The 19,549-nt window shown below is 46.2% G+C and carries 21 protein-coding genes and 1 tRNA gene; 5 read left to right on the top strand and 17 right to left on the bottom strand.

The features are described from left to right. Positions 1-52 precede the first annotated feature (52 nt). Complete coding sequence (locus HHL17_RS01135) at positions 53-448, bottom strand: nuclear transport factor 2 family protein (RefSeq protein ID WP_169222978.1); 396 nt, start codon at positions 446-448, stop codon at positions 53-55. A gap of 150 nt (positions 449-598) precedes the next feature. Here HHL17_RS01135 and HHL17_RS01130 point away from each other — a divergent pair, with 150 nt between their 5' ends. Further along, positions 599-1,600, top strand: coding sequence for an AraC family transcriptional regulator (locus tag HHL17_RS01130; protein ID WP_169222977.1), 1,002 nt, complete (start codon positions 599-601; stop codon positions 1,598-1,600). Here the strand turns inward: HHL17_RS01130 and HHL17_RS01125 are convergent. Further along, positions 1,588-2,175, bottom strand: coding sequence for an SMI1/KNR4 family protein (locus tag HHL17_RS01125; protein ID WP_169222976.1), 588 nt, complete (start codon positions 2,173-2,175; stop codon positions 1,588-1,590). The two genes, HHL17_RS01130 and HHL17_RS01125, sit on opposite strands and share 13 nt — an antisense overlap. Before the next feature lie 128 nt (positions 2,176-2,303). On the opposite strand from HHL17_RS01125, the gene HHL17_RS01120 reads away from it, so the two are divergent. Next, positions 2,304-2,588, top strand: a complete 285-nt coding sequence (locus HHL17_RS01120; protein ID WP_169222975.1) for a hypothetical protein — start codon at positions 2,304-2,306, stop codon at positions 2,586-2,588. 56 nt (positions 2,589-2,644) lie between these two features. Here the strand turns inward: HHL17_RS01120 and HHL17_RS01115 are convergent, their stop codons facing one another. Beyond that, on the bottom strand, positions 2,645-3,496 hold the full coding sequence (locus HHL17_RS01115; RefSeq protein WP_169222974.1) for an AraC family transcriptional regulator: 852 nt from the start codon (positions 3,494-3,496) through the stop codon (positions 2,645-2,647). An 83-nt stretch (positions 3,497-3,579) separates the two neighbouring features. Between HHL17_RS01115 and HHL17_RS01110 the strand changes: the two genes are divergently transcribed. Next, entirely contained in the window at positions 3,580-3,978 is a 399-nt protein-coding gene (locus HHL17_RS01110) for a DoxX family membrane protein (RefSeq protein ID WP_169222973.1), read from the top strand. A 102-nt stretch (positions 3,979-4,080) separates the two neighbouring features. Here the strand turns inward: HHL17_RS01110 and HHL17_RS01105 are convergent, their stop codons facing one another. From HHL17_RS01105 to HHL17_RS01095, 3 genes are all read right to left on the bottom strand, one after another. Then, the gene (locus HHL17_RS01105) at positions 4,081-5,676 is read right to left on the bottom strand and encodes a Na+/H+ antiporter (RefSeq protein WP_169222972.1); all 1,596 of its coding nucleotides are present in this window, start codon (positions 5,674-5,676) and stop codon (positions 4,081-4,083) included. A 288-nt stretch (positions 5,677-5,964) separates the two neighbouring features. Further along, positions 5,965-6,276: a hypothetical protein gene (locus HHL17_RS01100; RefSeq protein ID WP_169222971.1), complete on the bottom strand. Its 312-nt coding sequence runs from the start codon at positions 6,274-6,276 to the stop codon at positions 5,965-5,967. A 6-nt stretch (positions 6,277-6,282) separates the two neighbouring features. Next, positions 6,283-6,684, bottom strand: coding sequence for a carboxypeptidase-like regulatory domain-containing protein (locus HHL17_RS01095; RefSeq protein ID WP_169222970.1), 402 nt, complete (start codon positions 6,682-6,684; stop codon positions 6,283-6,285). Positions 6,685-6,752: 68 nt separating this feature from the next. On the opposite strand from HHL17_RS01095, the gene HHL17_RS01090 reads away from it, so the two are divergent. Together HHL17_RS01090 and HHL17_RS01085 are read left to right on the top strand one after the other, a co-directional pair. Beyond that, positions 6,753-7,724: a hypothetical protein gene (locus tag HHL17_RS01090; RefSeq protein ID WP_169222969.1), complete on the top strand. Its 972-nt coding sequence runs from the start codon at positions 6,753-6,755 to the stop codon at positions 7,722-7,724. 28 nt (positions 7,725-7,752) lie between these two features. After that, on the top strand, positions 7,753-8,478 hold the full coding sequence (locus HHL17_RS01085) for a hypothetical protein (protein ID WP_169222968.1): 726 nt from the start codon (positions 7,753-7,755) through the stop codon (positions 8,476-8,478). Here HHL17_RS01085 and HHL17_RS01080 read toward each other — a convergent pair. From HHL17_RS01080 to HHL17_RS01030, 11 genes are all read right to left on the bottom strand, one after another. Then, positions 8,386-9,021, bottom strand: a complete 636-nt coding sequence (locus HHL17_RS01080; RefSeq protein WP_169222967.1) for a 2'-5' RNA ligase family protein — start codon at positions 9,019-9,021, stop codon at positions 8,386-8,388. The two genes, HHL17_RS01085 and HHL17_RS01080, sit on opposite strands and share 93 nt — an antisense overlap. 124 nt (positions 9,022-9,145) lie before the next feature. Further along, complete coding sequence (locus HHL17_RS01075) at positions 9,146-9,727, bottom strand: hypothetical protein (protein WP_169222966.1); 582 nt, start codon at positions 9,725-9,727, stop codon at positions 9,146-9,148. A 334-nt stretch (positions 9,728-10,061) separates the two neighbouring features. Next, positions 10,062-10,253: a bacteriocin gene (locus tag HHL17_RS01070; RefSeq protein ID WP_169222965.1), complete on the bottom strand. Its 192-nt coding sequence runs from the start codon at positions 10,251-10,253 to the stop codon at positions 10,062-10,064. 451 nt (positions 10,254-10,704) lie between these two features. After that, positions 10,705-12,360, bottom strand: a complete 1,656-nt coding sequence (locus HHL17_RS01065; protein ID WP_169222964.1) for a vitamin K epoxide reductase family protein — start codon at positions 12,358-12,360, stop codon at positions 10,705-10,707. Positions 12,361-13,177: 817 nt separating this feature from the next. After that, entirely contained in the window at positions 13,178-13,378 is a 201-nt protein-coding gene (locus tag HHL17_RS01060) for a hypothetical protein (RefSeq protein ID WP_169222963.1), read from the bottom strand. Between the two features lie 170 nt (positions 13,379-13,548). Continuing rightward, positions 13,549-13,620, bottom strand: a tRNA-Arg gene (locus tag HHL17_RS01055). A gap of 57 nt (positions 13,621-13,677) precedes the next feature. Beyond that, complete coding sequence (locus HHL17_RS01050; RefSeq protein ID WP_169222962.1) at positions 13,678-15,492, bottom strand: AMP-dependent synthetase/ligase; 1,815 nt, start codon at positions 15,490-15,492, stop codon at positions 13,678-13,680. Positions 15,493-15,522: 30 nt separating this feature from the next. Beyond that, the gene (locus HHL17_RS01045) at positions 15,523-15,777 is read right to left on the bottom strand and encodes a 2TM domain-containing protein (protein ID WP_169222961.1); all 255 of its coding nucleotides are present in this window, start codon (positions 15,775-15,777) and stop codon (positions 15,523-15,525) included. Positions 15,778-15,861: 84 nt separating this feature from the next. Beyond that, positions 15,862-16,524: a YceI family protein gene (locus tag HHL17_RS01040; RefSeq protein ID WP_169222960.1), complete on the bottom strand. Its 663-nt coding sequence runs from the start codon at positions 16,522-16,524 to the stop codon at positions 15,862-15,864. Between the two features lie 65 nt (positions 16,525-16,589). Continuing rightward, positions 16,590-18,245, bottom strand: coding sequence for a phenylacetic acid degradation protein PaaN (gene paaN, locus HHL17_RS01035; RefSeq protein WP_169222959.1), 1,656 nt, complete (start codon positions 18,243-18,245; stop codon positions 16,590-16,592). 140 nt (positions 18,246-18,385) lie between these two features. Further along, positions 18,386-19,471: a tetratricopeptide repeat protein gene (locus HHL17_RS01030; protein ID WP_206155884.1), complete on the bottom strand. Its 1,086-nt coding sequence runs from the start codon at positions 19,469-19,471 to the stop codon at positions 18,386-18,388. Positions 19,472-19,549 lie beyond the last annotated feature (78 nt).

Genomic DNA, 19,549 nt, shown 5'->3' with positions numbered 1-19,549 from the left:
CCCTTCAGGAAGCCCGTTTCCTGAAGGGTTGTGCTATTCCGGAGATGGCCCGTTAGTTTCCCCAGAACTGATCCTCATGTGCCGGGTCCGCTGCATATATTTTAGCAGCCACAATCTGCCCGTCTTTTACCGTATATACGTCTACGTTGTCTGTGTCCAGCGTAGCGCCCGGTCTGCTTGCTTTCCAGTTTAACAACACAGCTGCCTGATCACCGTTGACGGTCACAGATTTTACTTCAGCCAGCGTCATGGTATTGGCAGACACTTCAAACATACCGCCCACCATTTGAAACACTTCGCCGGCTGAATTTTTGGTGCCGGAAAAACGATTGTTGCCCGGTTGCTGCCATTGGATTTCAGGGTGGAGCAATGCGCCCAGTTTCTCGAGATCTACCTGCTGTACTGCTGCTACGAATGCTTTTACTACGGATAAAGTTTGATTTTCCATGATTATGCTTTTTGAGTGATGGTTTATTGTTTGTTTGATGGTACAAAGCTACTACCACGGGTACCCCTTTTGTTTATCCTTTCACGACAAACGGTTGTCATTTCACGACAACCTGTTTTTTATCCGCCTGGGGATAAATAACTTTAACCTATGAATCAAATAGTATTAGCCGTCATCGCTTATGCGGTGCAACGCGATATAGACGCGGCAAAGCTTTGTCAGCTGGCAGGCATCAACCTGACGGCATTAAAGAAAACGGATGCGCCACCGGTCACGCAGCAGCAACTGGATGCATTGTGGCTGCATGGGACGCAACTATCCGGTGACCCGCTGTTTGGGCTGCATTTTGCAGCTTCCGTACAGCCGGCGGCGTTAGGAGTAGTGGGACAGATTGTTCAGACCAGCGCCACCGTAGGGGAAGCGCTGACGCATGCTGTGGCACTGGCGCGCCAGCTGACAGAGCAATGCCGGATGGAAATTGCACGGAATAGCAAAAACTTTACGGTGCGGTTTATGCCGGCAACGGGTGACGTCAATGCGCCTACGGCAGCCTTCCGTACCCTGGTGGAACTGTTTATGGTCATCACCATTCATGAGGTGTCGGGCCTGATGCTGGCGAAAATTGCGCCACTGACGGTAAGACTACCCTATAATGTGCCGGATGTGGCGGCCTATGAACAGATTTTCCGTTGCCGGCCAACAAAACGCGCCGGTGAATATGCGTTGGTATTTGATGCGCATTACTGGGATGAACCCATACTAACGGCCAACTATGAACTGCAAACTATGTTGCTGAAGAAGGTAGCTGCCATGACGCAGCAGGAGCCGGCCAAAACGGTGAATAATCTGCAAACAAGGGTGTATAATTATCTGCTGGCCAATTCTTACCTGGGTATTATATCACTGGAAGAGATGGCGGCCAACTTTAACCTGAGCCCGCGAAGCCTGCAGCGTAAACTGAAAGAGGAAGGGGTGAAGTACCAGGAAATAGCCGATGCCGTGAGGAAGTCACTGGCGCTGTATTATATCTCTTCCGGCAGTTACCAGCTGAAGGATATTTCGTATATGCTGGGGTATAATGAACTGAGTGCCTTTACCCGTGCTTTCCGGCGGTGGACAGGCAGCAGTCCGTTGCAATATCAGTCGTTGTAGTTAAAGGTGGTGTTTTTATGTACGATGCCCCACTTCTTAACGAAAATATAATCTCCTCTTTCGAGGGCATCGAGGTAGTTATGTATCCATTCCCGGAAGGAGCGTGCTACGATTTCACGGTGCCCGTCATCATGCCAGAGGGTGATGATCTGGCCATAGTTGCCTCCAGGGGCAGGGTCCAGATCTATGCAGAGAAAATTACCGAAGCCATCAGCTGTAAAGGGGAGCCAATGGGGATTCCACCAGTCGGCCCGGATGCCGGTATCCGGCTCGGAGGCGATAGGCTCATCGTTATACATATAGGTGCCAGAGGCAATCAGGTCGTGCCAATAGTGCCATTTGTTGGTGATCTCTTCTAATGGTAGCAGCTGATCGCCGTCTACCAGGCCGGGCCTGGCTTTATGTTGTCCGTCATGTATGGCGTAGAAATCCTTGAAATCGGCCGGGATAGCCGTTTCTGTGAGCTTTTCCAAAGATTCCATTGTGCCGTAAGGTACCCCGGGGTTTAGTACGTTGAGCAGCCTGGGGCCATGCTGTCTCATCCAATTTTCCCATCTTGTCCAGTATTCTTGCATATGGTATGGGTTTAACCGACTATAAAGATGTAAAAAATCCGCCATAAATAAAAGAGATTGATGTTACGGACGCGTGAAAGAAATACCTACTTTTGTAACCAGCATCATTTAAACGAAAAAATACCACTATGGCACAGTTACCTAAATTTCTGATCGCAGACGATCCTGTTACAGATCCGGAAAATGAATATATTTTTCATACCGAGAAACCCCGCTTCTTTGCCAAACGTGTAGAGGAGGACGAAGAAACTGCTTACATCGATATCATCGAGGAAATTGATGATGTGGAAGCGTTCTACAAAGATTCTCCGGAAAAGAAACAGGAACTGCTTGAACAACTGGAAGACTGGTACTACTCTTACATGGAATGGCTGGAAGACGACGGCAGCGAAGATGAAGAAGACGAAGAATAGTAACTGTAAGAAATTGAAAAGCGTCCGCTATCGCGGGCGCTTTTTTTGTTGCATGATCAGCCAGGTTGCAATTGTAACTGCAATTCCTTTCTGAATGCGGACGGATTGACCCCTTTGTATTTTTTGAACATCCTGTTCAGATGACTTTCATCGGTAAAACCCAGCTCATACGCTATTTCCCCCACACGCATGCTGCTGTATTGCAGCCTCGTTTCCACCAGCTTCAGTTTGTACTGCATGATATATTGTTGTAGACTGTCCCCGTTATTCCGTTTGAAATATTCGCTCAGGTAGGTCGGAGATATATTGAAGTGGGAAGCTATCTGTTCGGCCCGTAATTTTTCAGGGGAATAGATATTTTCGTGGATATAGTGCAGGATATTCAGCGACGCGTCGCTTTTGCCCGGCTGCCGGGAGGGTTCGGGCAACTGGCTGGAGATATTGCGGGCTACCACCAGCAGGATGGTATTCACCATCTGTTGTGACAAGGCTTTATGGTAAGGCTGTTGATTTACCTGCTCCCGGATAAGCGCTTCTATCAGTGATTTTACCAGCGGCTTGTCGGTTTTGTTTTTGAGGATGCAGCCCGGGAGGTGATTGTTGTTCTGGAAAATAAATTCCAGCTGTTGTATCCACTCCTTGGGTTGATTTTTCAGGTAGACATCATTAAAGCGGATAAAGAAAAACTTAGTACTGTCCTTTACTTCAAAAGAATGGCAGTCCTGCGGCATCACCAGGAAGAGTTTGTCTGCACTATAGGGCAGCTGATTCTTGTTAACACACTGAACCCCACTGCCTTCCACGATATACACCAGTTCAAAGAAATTGTGCTTGTGCGCGTCTATAGGGCACTCCGTGCACTCGCGGTATTCGATCTCAAAAGGCTGGTATAAATTCTCTTGTATCATCTTATAAAATTACTGAATGATCCAGAATTTGTACAAAGAATTTTACGGGGAGATGCTGACCTTTGATATATAAAATTACTGTAATGGAAAACAACACAATTGCCTTTGTACTGTTAAGGCTGGCAGTAGCAGCCAGCATGTTTGGCCACGGTCTGGTAAGACTTCCCAAGCTGAATGGATTCAGCCACTGGATGACTACTTCTTTTGAAAAATCTATGCTGCCCGGCGCCATGGTACTGCCCTTTAGCTATATTCTCCCTATCGCGGAATTTGTAGTGGGGCTGCTATTGATACTGGGGCTGTTTACCCGCCTATCTCTTATTGCCGGCGCTATTATCATGATCATGCTGATACTGGGCACCACCCTGATTGAAGAGTGGGGCTCCCTGCCTTCACAGTTGATACACGTGGCCTTCTTTGCGGTGTTGCTGGTGTTTATCAAATACAATGGTTTCGCACTGGACCGGGTCATCAACAAGTAATCCGGACCCCGGTGCCTCCGCTATACACAGTTGTTAACACCTGTCTGGAAAAGGCGGGTTAACAACCGTGTATAGGTAAGTGTTAGCTTTATCCGACAATGTTTATTCGTGACCGGGATGTTTGATTTTCATTTCATCAAGGTCGAGCTGCATTTCCTGGCTGCGGATCACCTCATCGCTGAAGGTGTTATGCTGCCGTAACCTGAACAGCTCCTGCCGTTGCTGGGCGTAAATATCCATCAGCACTGTATGATACAGTTCCACTTCCGTTTTTTCCGTATCATCACATTCCAGTGATTCCAGTCGTGCGGAAGTGCTGTTGATATTATGTTCCAGGTCCTTTTTGAGAAAACCTACCAGTTCATTATCCTTTATTTCAAAGGCATATTTTTCTTCCAGGCGCTGAAGGGCAACTTTCATCATCGCCAGCCGCATGCCCGCTTCCTGTTCTGCCTGTGGCGTGATATCATCTATCTCACCCACTTTGATGAGCTTTATCAGCCAGGGGAGAGTAAGCCCCTGAAACACCAGTGTCACCAGGATAACGATGAAAGTGATGAAAACGATCAGGTTACGGTGGGGGAACAGCAACGGTACCGACAAGGCAGATGCCAGTGACACCACACCGCGCATACCGGCCCATCCCACTACCAGTGGGCCTTTCCAGCCCGGACTGGATTCCTGTGTCCGGATCTTTTTGCTCAGCATCCGCGGGATAAAAGCGCCGGGATATACCCATATCAATCGTACTAAAATGGTGAGGAAAGCGATAACCAGCCCATAACGGATAGCGTCGCCAATGGAGTAGTCGCCCAGTGCGTGCACGATCGTGGGAAGTTCCAGCCCTATCAACATGAAAATGATACCGTTGAGCACAAAGATCAGGGTGCTCCAGACGCCCAGCATCTGCATGCGGGTGGCGCCGTCGGGGAAGATGGCATGTGAGCGGTAGGAGAGGAACAGTCCTCCGCTAACAACCGCCAGCACACCGGAAAAATGAAACTGTTCCGCCGCCAGGTATATGAAATACGGCGTCATCAGCGTGAGAGCGGAATCTATGCTGGGCGTCGTCGGCAGCCAGCGGTGAATAGCGTACATGATATTGGCCACTGCCAGTCCTATCAGGATGCCCATGCCGGCAGACAAAAAGAAGTCACCGACCGCCTGATGCATCACAAACTGCCCGGAAACCACCGCCAATGCGGCAAACCGGAATACGATCAGGCTGGACGCATCGTTGATCAGGCTTTCGCCTTCGAGGACGGTCATGGCCCTCTTAGGGACTTTCAGGTGTTTCAATACGCTTGTTGCCGCCACAGAATCAGGCGGGGAGATAATACCACCCAGCAGAAAACCCAGCGCCAGCGTAAACCCGGGTATCATCGAATGGGATACATAGGCAATAATACAGGACGTGAAAATAACAGCACCGAAAGCCAGCATCATAATAGGCCGCTTCCATTTCCAGAAATCATTCCAGGAAGTGTACCAGGCCGCTTCATACAACAGCGGCGGCAGGAAAATCGTGAAAACAAGATCAGGGTCAATCTCAATCTTCGGCAAACCGGGAATAAAACCAATTCCCAGTCCCGCCAGCACCAGAAAAATAGGATAAGAGATCTTTAACCGCTGGCCCAGCATCACCAGCATAAATACGACAAACAACAAAGTTAGAATAAGGAGCAATGAGTGGTGCATACCAAAGACAGATATTTGCTGTTAAATTAAGAAATTGCGTAATAAATTTCCTGGTGAACTATATGGATTTTTGGGCTTCCGGAATCTGGTAATAAAATACACCGAGTTACTATTGCGCTACCGGCCACAGTAACCAGGTGTTGAAGGCGGGAGAAGTGGCGGTCCTGTAAATGGACGGTGATTATCATACTTCCTGCAGGCTGAAGTTCAGCAACGATAGTGTGTATTCCAATGTATTCCCATTTATGATTGAGAAACATATGTTGGAGGAGGATTTGTAGCGGGCGCTTATTTTACTGTTTGTTGCCGGAATTTATCATACTGTTGCCTGATATAAACATACAGGTCATAATCACTGATTTCTCTCACGAATTCATACGATGGCTGATACCGAAGGATAAACTGAGAGAGGCTGTCGCCGCCCAGTCCGGTAAGGCGCTGCACCAGCGAGGGATTGAACTTTTGTTCCACAAGATTTTCTTTTTCTTTATCCAGCAGGATTTTCCTGAATTTTTCTTTCTTTTTATTCTTGTTGAAGGATACCGCTCTGTATAGCTGATTGATATTGATAGCAATGACCGGGCCGGCAGTAACAATCACTTCATTTCACCGTGGGCGGCGGAAATCAAACTCTCTCCTGAATTCCTGCCGCAGGCGCATGGAGTCGCGAAGGTAGTTGTACTGTATGATGTTGATGGCTTTTAGCTCCAGTGGCTGGGATTGCAGTTGGTGGGTGACCGTTGTTCTGTCTTTACTGACAATGTAAAGTAATGGTACAAAACCCAGTGCTTTCAGTAACAGGGTGTCGCCCTTTCGTGCGTTCAATTGGTAGTGTCCCTGCTCATCGCTGATGACGGCGGATTGTGTACGTTTATTCAGTACCGTTATACCCGCTGCCGGTATGCTGTCTTCCCGGAATATGGTCCCTTGCACGGCGCTCTGGGCATGTACGTGTGACAATGCCAACAGGAGTGGTGATAACAGAACGATATACCTCAGTATCCGCATAACGGAAAGATATAAACGCTTTCTTAAAGGAAAAGTTAATATTGACTGTTTTAGTTTAAATTCGTAACATGAAAGGATTTTGGTCATATTTCTGGGTAGTATATATGCTCTTTTTTGCTATCCCGTTCCCCATGCTTATCTATTATAACACGCGGGAAGGCCTGTCAGATACCAACCCCTATCTGGCCATTGCCTGGCTGTTGCTGTCTGTGATACTTTGGGGTATACTGATATGGCGCTGGTTCCGGAATTGGATACTGATGCCGTTTAAAATGAGACGGAATATTGATTACCTGTTGCGCGAAGGCGAGAAACGGGAAGCCCGTGTTGTAGAAAGTAAGGATGGTAAACAGGTTAAGACAGATATGATTACGAAGGAGATGACGCTCGGCCTGCGTAATTTTGTGGGAACGGAGATTACTGAAAAGCTGGAGTTGGTTGATTCCCGGCCCGGAGAAATGCGCTATGAAAAAGGACGGATCATTCACCTGATGATTGATAAGGCCCTGAAGTTGCGGCCTTACCTGATTGTGGATACTACGCAGGCGAACGTGAAGGCAGGCCGGATGTTATTAATAGTGCTGGTGTGGCTGGGGCTTGTGGGAGCTATTATATGGTATTACTATTTTTCCTATAACATGGAAAATGATGGTTATGGCTGGCGCTTCATGAAGTTTTATCATCCGTTGGTGCTATGTCCGCTGATCCTTTTCGTATCCCGTTTGGGATTGGGGATGCTGTTGAAGCTGTTTAGTGGCAGCGATCCGGATACCTTGTTGCATATCAAATACTATGGCGTTCAGACCATGGCGGAGGTAGTTTCTGCCACACAGACAGGCACCTATATCAACGAACAGCCACAGGTGAAGTTTGAACTACGTTACCAGGATACAAATGGTAAAACGTATACGGCTACACTGAAAAAGATAGTATCTCTTATTGATATTGGAATGGTCCGTGAGAAAGCTGTTCCCATATTCTATTTGAAGGATAAACCGTCAGAGGTGGCATTTGCCGAGGATCTGGCGGACTTAAACTAATTTTATGTTGAAAAACCTATACAAATTTTTGGGAATATCGTTAGTGCTGGGGTGTCTTTCCTGCAGCCAGTTAGCGGATACCTTCAAAGATACTTTCGAGGAAAAATCAGATGAGAAAAAGGAAGAAGCTTCGGGCACTACCAGTCATAACAGCCCGGTGACATCATCGGTTACGATTGAGTCCCGTATTTCCCGGGATACTGTGCATGTTACCTATTCATCCCGGAGTACTTCCCGAGATACTGTACGTGCTACTTATTCTTCCGGCAGTGCCAATCGTAAGCTGAACTTCCTGACAGATGAAACCGGATTGAAAGCGGCAGAAGAAAGCCTCCGGGCTTTGCCTGCCTATGCCGGGAAAAAGATGTATCTCTACGATGATATTCATGCTTATGATGATGGCAGGATCAATCTGCAACTCCGTCATCCGGAGAACCCGGAATATGTGGATGCCTATCACTTTGTAAATGGTAAATGGAATGGGCCGGAGCCGGTACAGCTTTCTGTCCGCAATAAAATAGAGAACAAACTGGTGCCGCTGGACGAAATTGATTTCGGCAGTATGGCGAGGGTGTATAAAAACATTGTGGAAAAGTCCGCCACTATTGAAGGGGCGAAACCTCCCACACATATCTACGGCATCGTTCAGGAGAAACACCTTTTATGGTATCCGGCGTCGATCAATGGCAGCCGGGAACGGTATGCCATCAGCTTTCATAAAGACGGTAGTATCAATAAATTTTTCCGAGAATAGCGGCACTTCCTGTAGTACTTCATAGTGAGGCGCCTCCACGGCTTTCTTCAGTATCGTCACCTTATCGCAGCAGAAGCTGTCATGGCAGTCAAAGTCGTGAAGGTTAACCTTCAACAGCTCTTCGTGTGCTACATTCCTGGCAATAGTAATATGTGGCCGTATACTTCGGTGGTGGTTGAATGCGACGGTAATTATGCCATGAAGACTGGTAATAGCATCACTATCTACCGGTTGGAGCATTAATGTAGCGGTGCGCCCGTGATGGAAAATATCAGCGCCATCGAGTTGTACCCTGAATTCCGAAAAGCCTTCCACTGCACGGGTCACCCGTTGAATGATCGCCTGATCATCTTCCGTACGTGAGAATTTCATCAGTGAAATATGGGCAATCGAACCCAGGTTGTAAGGTGGTATCCTGATCATGGCTGCCAGCCTGCTTTTCATGGCGGCTACTTTGCGCACAATGCCCGGCCCGGGAGAGAGCAGCAGGAAGTATTCATAAATACTAAATAGTGACAGCTGTGCATAGTTCACCCTTTGCATAATGAAGAACATTTACATGACAATAAATGGGTGAGATAATGGGGTAGTAGGTAGTTATTAAAGTTAATAAAAGTATGGATAGCCAACAAAAACTTATTCCTGTTACAACACACTCTATCTGTATTCAATTGTCCTGCGCTGCTGGCAACAATCTGCCATAGGCCGCCAATACACGGTTTACTTTCCGCCGGTGCTCTGCCCGTACCGCCCGGACACTCCGCTGCTTCACAAGGGCGCTAAGCCTGATAATTTCATCATCCAGAATATACAGGACAATTTCAATCCTCAGCATCCTGTCCCTTTGGGTAATACCCGGAATATCACCAGCAGTCGGGCGGGAGAGGAAATCTGCCATGACAAAACGTTCAAACTGGGCAGGGTCCTTCTCATACAGTGCAGGAATCGCCCTGGAGAAACTTCTCTCTATCTTTTGGATGGCCGCAGGCATACGGGGGGAATGCATAAAAGTCCGGATACGCTTTCTCAGGCGGGCCATCACCTGTACAGCGGTGGTCTGTTTAAACTTAATACAGGCCTCTATTTGAAACTGAAGAATCACTTTGATATGTAATTCGGATTTAAGGAGATGATCGTCCATAGTGACGCCTTTGACTACTAAAATCTCGTCGGGGGTGGTATGGTCCAACAGATAGGTTTTGAATAGTTCAGGGTTAGCCTGGTATAAAGGTATTTCGGGGCTGTTCATAACGAATGGTATTTGGGGTCAATGAGCTATACCTATAGATACAGTTGAATGGAGGATTTGTTCATCCAGCTGGCTTTTTTTTTGAATGTTCGGGTGCTGGTTTTTCAGTATCCCAGTGCCGACAGGCTTTGTTGTTATATAGTTTTGAACTATACTGTAATCCGGCTAATATTCAACTGTTTTTTAATGCCACTTTTAAACAGTCCCGTCAGTGCATATTTTTTAAATGTCTTCGGCTCGCTGCTTATATTGTAAGCCGCTCTTAATAATCATAAGGCCCATGGAAGAATAATATCCTCCATGGGCCTTGGTTATTTATGCGGGGCAGTATGCTTTATGGGCAAACGAACGATTTCGGTACGCAGATCTCCAAACTCTGGCAGCAATATTCTGTAGGAGGACAATCATCATCCGTACGGCAATAGGCTCTTTCATTAGCAACACCGCCCACAATATGCTTCAGCTGTTCATTGGTAAGCACTTCTTTAGCGCCAAGTTCAGTAGCGCGCAATTTCAGTTTTTTCATTTCGCAAGAATTTAATGATGAAATAATAATTAACAAACGTGTTATGGCTAACAATAGGTTTGCTAAGACAAAGCTACCACTCTTCATTCCGGTATATCCGGACTGAAAAAATCTTTCAAAGTCCTTTACACAACTCAAACACAGCTGTAGGGGAAAAGCACAATTTGTCTACCCCTCCTATCTTTTTTATCTCCTCTCTTGGTAGTACTTCTCCATATTTTAAAAACAAGCAGCTTATCATTTCCCCGGCCTCTTCATAATAGTAAGTTTCCCGGCTTCTATCGTATTTTATGGGACAACCCATTTTTTTCATGTCATTCAGAATCTCCGACAGGGTGCTTCTGCTTATATTATTTCTTTTTGCAAAGTGGTCCAAGTTGCCAGTCGCCTTTCTTTTTATCATATAATCGATGTACTTCAGGCGATTAATATATTTCATGATAGCCATAGCCTAATCTTGTGTGGTTAAAAAAAGTTTCAAATCACTCAAATTATATATGGCGGGAAGCTGATAGCCGTTGATGAAAAAAGTAGGAGTAAATGCTATACCAGTTTTACGACACCAATCTCTCATCGCGTCCACTTTTGTATCTTGCTTTTGAAATTCTCCATTTAGCGGATATTTAGCGGCAAATGTTTGATAGTCTTTTTTGTCAGACAGGTACCAATCGTCCAATGCTTGTCTGGTTAGTTGGTCACTATTTTTTTCTGTTATAGCCAATAAATGTTTTACAGGCAGTGATGTGGAATCCCCTTCCTTATTGGTCGCTGTGAATATGATTTGGACCTGCACATCGGGATTGTTGTTTAATAGTTCATCCATGGGGATATGTGCTTTAGCGCAGGGTCCACAATAAGGATTGCATACCTTTATCAGTTTATATTTTGCGTCGGGTTTTCCGAGTGTTATGCCCAGTCCCTCTGTCGGCTCGGTCACCGTTTTCTGTTTTGTAAGCAATGCGTTAAATATTTCAGGATTATGCTTTAAGCGCCGTAGTTCTCTTTTATCATTCCTATATTCCTTCACTTTTTCCAATGCCGGTATTAATAACATCAGGGTTATAAAAGGAACTGCAAACATTGTCAATGGCATTAAAATAAACTCCTGGTAAATACCATTTGCTGAAAGCAAAACATACCAACTACCTGCTAACGCAGTTACAAACTGCAATGCCAGCAATCCCTGTATAAAAAGGCAAAGTGTACACCACCGTTTTACTACCTGCCGCTGGTAGTAAAGGGAGAAGAAAATATAGGGTAATGTCAGGATATTTAGCCAGCTTACTATTAACAGGGATCTCGGGTTTACAATACCTGAAAACAATAATAAAAGTATCTGCCCCATAAAATAAGTAAAGCCAATTGTACTCCAACTAATGCCGGCTATTTTTGATGCTTTGGAGCGCAATACGGCTCCGCATCCTGATTTTTCGCCATAGCCACATATTTGCTGCGTTACTGGATTAGATTGATCTAGTTCATGCCATATGAGCAACGCACAGGTTACAGCTCCGGCAAGTGTAATCGACGTAAATAAAAACGGTAGCAAAGCGCTAATGCCAGCCTGGAGGAAGGCAAATGTAGCTGCCAGTGCAACAATAGCCGGAATGCCAAACACAATCAGTTTCTGAAAGAAAGAATTTCTTTTTTCTTCTTTAAGCCTTTTATCATATTCACGATCCCCTACACCGTTTCTCTCGCTTGCTTCGGCCAGAAGTACTGTGCCCAAATACCTTTTAAGGAAATTTTCCTTAGGTTGTGTAGCCCATTTACGTTTTTCAGGATCATAAAAGAGAACAGTGCTGTTTTTAATTTCTTTTACAACCGTAAAGAAGTCAGGCCCTGTTTTCTTCCCTTTGATGAGCGTGATTAATGGTAAAGGTGCCTCCACCAGTTTGTCAGGGTCAAGTCGGATCGCCAGGTTTTCCACAGCATATTTATGCAATACATCGCTAATGCAGAGTAAGCTGGGATAATCCGGATGTTCCTCTATTTCCTTGCTAAGCGTTGTCTTTGTAATTTTAACATTTAGCTCATCAATCAACAGCTTGGCTGCTTCGGAAGCATTACTTTTGGGCTCAAGGAAGTTTTTTAGAAAGGTCAGCATAGAGAACAGTTTTATAGGGTTGATCTTAAATCTAATGTTAATAAAGTGTAAGTGGCATGGGTTAAATCTTAGACAGGTAAGCTCAATGTGCTTGTATAAGAAACTAAGCCACTTTATGGACAGTACTATAATTGAGGGTGTTTACATTAAAACCAAGGCTGATAAGAACGTCATCGTGTCATTACAGGCTATAAGAACATGGCGGTATTTTCATTGGGTTATTTTTAAACATCAGGTCAGCAAAAATGTTATCTTAAATTTAACAATAGATTTGTGTTTTTGCAAGCTTTTTCAAAGCCTTTTTTCTCCTTCTATTTTAAAAGAATGACGAATGCTTTACCAGACGGGCATTCCTGCATAGACGTTATATAATTAACGATGAAACTTTTCATTAGCTAGAAAAGAATGCAGTATTACTATTGTTACTATCAATAATGTCTCTTTTGATACGTGGAGGAAGATAGTGAAAGCCTTTCTTTCATGATTGAGCATTAGCGTTAATGAAACAATTCATAAACTCTAATTCTTGTGGCCTTCTTTGAAGAACAGGGCATCAGATTACTGCATATATTCACGGGTCGGGGAACTGAATATTGTGGCGCCCCAAAAACATCATGAGTATGAACTCTATCTTGCTCTTGAAGACATTGACCCAATGATAAATCTCCCAGGGATACCCCCAAAGAATTAGATGCTGATAAATTCCTTTTATCCCAATGCGTTCCTAACAGCTTCGCGCGTTCACTCGATGTAACCTTGATATACTGTAAAAATCCTTTTCTGTTTTATTGCTGATTACCGGTTTTTCAAGAGCCTTTTATTTTTTGGGTAGTGTTAGGTAATCATTCATCTTTTGATTACTGATTACTTTCGGAAAGTTGCCGTTATACCTGGTAAGTATCCGTCGTACTACTGATGGTATTTTTTGATCATTGTCTTTGCTGTATTTACGGTAGGTGTTCTTGATGATATGTTCCAGAATACCGAGCTGGGCGTTAAATTCAGGTTTCACTTCCATCGCTTCACAGATTAATGTTAACAAATAGGGGTGTTGGGGTATGGTTTTGGGGAATATTTCATTTAATCTCCCTTTATCTCCTTTAACCGCTCTTTCCTCTAAAACCCACGTCCACCAATGAAAAACGCCCAAACCAAGCAAAGCTAAGTTTGGGCGAATAAGCGTTTTTGTAGTCCCGACAGGGATCGAACCTGTATCTAAAGTTTAGGAAACTTCTATTCTATCCATTGAACTACGGGACCATCCTGATTCCCTTTTAGGGGTATCGGGTTGCAAAAGTAAGGGTTTTAAATTAATATTTAAAGACTTTCTATATCAACTTTTCCACCTGAAGGCGCGTAAATACTGTCTATTTCTTTTTTGTACTTTTCAAGGATCACTTTCCGTTTAGCTTTCAGGGTGGGTGTTAGCTCTCCGGCGTCCACAGTCCACTCACGTGGCAGGAGCTGGAATTTTTTCACCTGTTCGATATGGTTAAAGAACTGGTTGTACTTATCCACGGCTTGTTTATAGAGGTCCAGCACTTCCCGGCGCTGCAGCAGTTCTTCATTGCTGCCGGCGGAGATACCTCTTTTCCCGGCCCAGCCGCGAAGATTATCGAAGGCGGGCACAATCAGTGCTGCGGTGAATTTGCGGTCTTCCCCCACCACCATGATCTGTTCTATATAGGGAGATTCCTTGAATTTGTTTTCTATGGGCTGGGGGGCGACAAACTTGCCGCCGGAGGTTTTGAACAGTTCCTTTTTGCGGTCCGTGATTTTCAGGAATTTATTGTCGATCAGCACCCCGATATCACCGGTATGGAACCAGCCGTCGGTGATGGCTTCGGCGGTAAGATCGGGATGTTTATAGTATCCAATGGTGACACTGGGGCCTTTACAGAGTATTTCTCCGTCTTCTGCGATCTTTACTTCCACATTGCTGATGACCGGCCCTACGGTCCCGAACATACGGTCTTCCACATTGAAGCGGTTAACGCTGATCACAGGTGAAGTTTCGGTAAGACCATAACCTTCAAGGATGGGGATACCGGCGGAGGTGAATATTTTCAGCAGCCTGACCTGGCAGGCAGCGGCTCCGTTAACGATACATTGGATATTACCGCCAAGGGCAGCGCGCCATTTGCTGAAGATAAGCTTGTTGGCCAGTTTCAGCTGAAGGTCGTACCAGAAACCCTGCTGATGGTTGATCTCATAACGTTTACCGAGATCTACTGCCCAGAAAAACAGTGCCCGTTTGATGCCTTTGAGCTCCAGCCCGGTGGTCATGATTTTTTCATATACTTTTTCCAGCAGCCGCGGTACGGTGGTGAAAATGGTAGGTTTTACCTCTCTCAGGTTATCGGCGATGGTGTCCATGCTTTCGGCATAATAAACAGGCACGCCGGCAGTCAGGTAGAGGTAGGTGACCATCCGCTCAAAAATATGATTGAGCGGCAGGAAACTGAGGGCACGAGCGTTTTTATTGACTGGCAGGTAAGGCTGACAGGCCAGTACATTGCTCATCACGTTATGATGGGACAGCATCACGCCTTTGGGAGTGCCGGTGGTACCGGAGGTGTAGATAATAGTGACTAATTCCTCCGGAGATATATTTTGCTGGACCTGGTCAATCAACATGTAGTCGTTTTCGTCGGCCAGCGCCAGGACTTCGGTCCAGTGGCGGGCGCCGGGTACTTTGTTGAAGGTAAAGATCTCACGGATGGTGGGAAATTTATCCCGGGCGGCCAGTACTTTATTCAGCAGTTCCTGGTCACTCACAAACAGGATACGGGCTGACGCGTCGTTGAGCACATATTCCAGCTCATGTTGACTGATCGTTGGATAGATTGGGGTGAGGACGGCGCCTATCTGTTGACAGGAGAGGTCGGTCAACAGCCACTCCGGCCGGTTGGGTGAGATAATAGCTATTTTGTCTTTCTCTTCATTTGCTTTGATGCCTGCCCGTATACCCAGTTTCAGTAAGCCTGAGCTGAATTGGCGGGTGATGGTAGCTACTTCCTGTGTGCTGTATTTTTTCCATTGTCCATTTTCCTTGCCGGTAAGCATATCCTCTCTGGGATAGTTTTCCAACTGATACCGGATAACGTCAAATAGTCGCTGCGGTCGGTCCATTATGCTGTTTTTTGAGTGTGCTATACCTGCTTATATTCTTTTCAGCGTATTGTCGAAAGAGCCTTTATGGTAAGTATTGAAGTATTGAAGGGTGAGCGCGATGCCCCATCCCAGCGCAGGCCCCAGCGGCCACGGTGTGCTTCCGGGCATGTCCCGGTCGGAAAGTAACCATACAGCCCACAATCCCATATTGATCACCAGGTAAATGATGAGATGACATTTGAAGCCGGCCCTGGCTTTTGCAATACGCCAGAGACGTTCATCTCTTTGCTGGGTAGTTTCCATTTGAAGTGGTTTTATATGTGAGGCGGCTTTACTCAATTTAAAATATTTTATCGGCTTTCCAGTGGAAAAAACGAAAAATATGGCCTATCTCGATGCGCTGATATGAAACCCGATGTTTACCTGTGAATTGATCAGTTTGTCCTGTAATGATTTGTCTGCACGGTAATTAATACCCCACAAAGTACGATCGATATTAAAATTGGCGACAGCCATGAGGTGATGACTGTCTATGCTGATACGTGCGGGAAAGGAAATATTTTTTGTGACATTTTTGATGGTCAGATTTCCTGAAATAACGTGGGTGGCGTCTTTTAGTTCAACTTCTTCCCCAACAGCCGGATAGTAGGAGTTAATACCAGTCATTTCAAAAGTGGCGACCGGAAATTTTTCCACGTCGAAAAAAGAACCGCCTTTCAGTTCTCTTTCCAGTTTGTTTTTCATGGCGGTGTCGGCAGCGAGGTCTATATTCTGCAGGGTGTGCATATTGATCACCAGCTGGGCACCGGTGATAAGGGAATCTTTCACATATACCGCTCCGCTGGCGAGCCGTAAGGTGCCGTGGTGTTTGCCGGTGGGCTTGGTGCCTATCCACTCTATCAGGCAGGCTGCGGTATCTGCCAGGTAGGCGTTACCCGTGCCTACTTTGACGGCCTGTGGATTGCTGGCAGCGGCCTTGTCTGCCTTGGGGGCCTGCTCACAGGCAACCAGGATACCTGTCAGTAAAAGAAAAAATACAATACTTTTCATAAATATCTCCCTGCATTTATAATGCCCAGCGTTCCGGAATGGCCCGGAACGCTGGTATGATCAATCTATTCTATCAGTTCGCGGTTGCCCACCCATACAAATCGTTTGATGATAAACTCCTGGTTGGTAAAACTGGCATTGCCGGCCGGATTGCCTCCACTGACGTGGAAATCGGAAAAGGCCGCATGCTGGTTTACCCAGATAAAACCGGTAAGGTTGAAAGAAACAGGCGTGAATACGCTGTTCATTTCATCTGCGATTTTTTCTTTGGTGGCAGGATCGGTGGTATAGGCCGCACAGGTAATAGCGCCATGTTTCTGCGCCATCTGTTTGGCCAACTGGATGGTATGTGCGGTATCTTTTGTTTTTACAATCAGCACGATAGGGCCAAACAGCTCCTTTTCGTAAATATTGGTATCAGCACTACTCACCTCGATGATGGTCGGCGCAAATACCCTTGCTTTGCTGAATTCTTCGTTGTTGACGGCGGCACCCGCCAGTACTACTTTGCCGCCCAGTTGCTGCGCTTCCTGCGCGCGCAATAAAGTGTTTTCATTCTGAAGTGCTCCCAGCGTGCCGGCTCCCATTTTCGGATTGTTGGCCAGCGCCACTATGGCGTCCCGGAACCGCTGCACCACGTCATTGAAACTTACCTGTCCTGCTGCGGTGGCAATACCAGCTTCAGGAATGAAGAAGTTCTGCGGAGCGGTACACATCTGACCGGAATACAGGCTCACAGAAAATGCGAGGTTCTGTATCACAGCGTCGAGGTCTTTTACACTGTCGAGCAATACGGAGTTGACACCCGCTTTCTCGGTGAAGACGGTCTTCCCGGGAAGAGATTCCACATAATTACCGAAAGCGCTGCTGCCGGTATAGTCAATTAGTTTTACATCCGGATGTTCTGCCAGTTTTTTGGCGATAAGATCTTCGGAGCTATCGGCTGCCAGTTGACACAGAAGCGGGTCATGCCCGTTTTCCTGTAACACCTGTTGTATGGCGCTTACTGCAATGGCAATAGGCAGAATGGCCCGTGGATGTGGTTTCACGATCACAGGGTTGCCGGTGATCAGGTTGGCATACACCCCGGGCAGCGTGTTCCATACCGGGAAAGTGGAGCAACCGATTACTACGCCAACACCTTTGGGGATGGCGCGGAAAGTCTTCCTGAGGCGGATGCTGATTTTACCCATGGGCTTTTCCCATTCCAGTTCGGGCGGATATCGTTGCAGCTCATGATAACCGGTGGCAATGGCTTCGAGGGCACGGTCGTTGGCATGCGGACCGGAAGCCTGAAAGCTCATCATAAAGCTTTGGCCGGTAGTATGCATGGTGGCATTGGCGATATCGAAAAAGTAATCTTTAATTCGTTCAAGCGTCTCCGTTAGTACGCCGGCCCTTTCAGGGACAGATGTACGGCTCCATGCATGTGTGGCTTCACCTGCTCTTTTTACCAGGTCATCTACGGCAAAGGATGGATAGGTAACGCCCAGTACTTCCTGTGTATAGGGAGACACTTCTTCTCCTGTCCAGCCGGTTTCGCCGGTTTGCAGCAATTGTTTGAAGGGCTTGTTCAGCAACTGCTGATAGCTCTGTACGCCTTTTGCATGGGCTTCTTCCCCGTAAGCTTTGGGGTGCTCCGGATAGTGCGAATAGAAAGTTCTTTCGTGATTCGCTTTAACAGCGGCATCAATCGTGTTTTGGTGTTTCGTAGCGAGCATATTCAGATTTTGAGATTATTCAGACAGCCGGGATGACAACCACCCCGGCTGGAAAAAGCTTGAAAAAACGCCTCTCTTGCTCAATTCTACAGCTTCTGCTATGGCATGTTGCCCGGGGCGTCAGCCCTGGGAATCGAATATCAATATCCCGCGTTGATCAGCGTGAATTTCCCGTCATTGTAATATTCATCCGGTCTGGGTTTCAATGGATGGTTGCGCTGATACTTCAGGAAGTCATCATACTCTTGTTTATGCAGCGTTACCCACGCCTTATAACCAGCCTGGTTAGCGGCAGGGCCGAACAGCCATTGATTGTATGATTCAAACATGCCCTGCTGCAGCATCTTTTGCTGAAAGTCGAAAAGCGCATAGGGATAATTACCACTATGGGAATTATACCAATCCAGCAGGAATCGTGTACGGGCCATGATCAGCGCATCGGGGTCCACACCGCCGGTTATCACGCTCAATTGTTTGCCCATACACTGTTTGAAGGCCTGGGAAAAACCGTTGTCTCCTCTGCTTCTTTTACTCTTTTTACCTTCTTCTTCAGGGACCATGCTGTCAAACAAGCTCGGATCGTTGAACAGCTTTTTGTACGATTCCAGTACAATGTTCCTGATTTCAGCCGTCCGGGTGGTGAAACTCTCCATATTCATGAAGGTTTCGCCATATAACACACACCACAATGGGTTGTTACTGTAATAATAGGTTTTGGTGGCATTGTAGTAGTTGCCTGGAAAGCCAGGGTCCTGCTCAATACCTTTTAACCAGGAACGCAGCGCGCCATCATACATCTTGAAGTTCATCAGCAGGGTGCCGTTGTCGTTGTACAGCTCGCCGCTGTTGGGAAATTTACGGATGGCTTTTTCGTACATCCGTTGTGCTGTTTTCGACTCGTCCCGGCCCTGGTAGATGTTACCTGCAATCTGAAATACCTGCACGTCCGCTTCTTTTCTGTTGAGCAGCGGCTCTATCACACTTTTGGCTTTGATAAGGTCTCCTTTGAGGTAAAAGGTGAAACCCAGCTGTTTCCTGTATTCAAAATTGTCCGGGTCCAGCTGTAACGCCTGGTTTAATACCAGCACAGCATTGGAGTAATCTCCGTTACGCATGAAGTTGGTAGCGGTCCTGTATAATTCATTCGCATCCTGCGCAACCGCCACTTGTGAAAATAATACCCCCGCAACAAATACTGCTTTCAATAAAGAAGACCTCATATGCATTCCTGTCTGTCGTTTGTTGTAAAAGTAAGGAAAATGGGGTAATGTCCCGCTGATCAATCTCCGGCAGAAATAAATAGG

Source organism: Chitinophaga fulva (assembly GCF_012927205.1).
Classification (GTDB): Bacteria; Bacteroidota; Bacteroidia; order Chitinophagales; family Chitinophagaceae; genus Chitinophaga; species Chitinophaga fulva.
The sequence above is the reverse complement of the archived record's forward strand: the minus strand, read 5'-3'. Positions and strand labels throughout refer to the sequence as shown.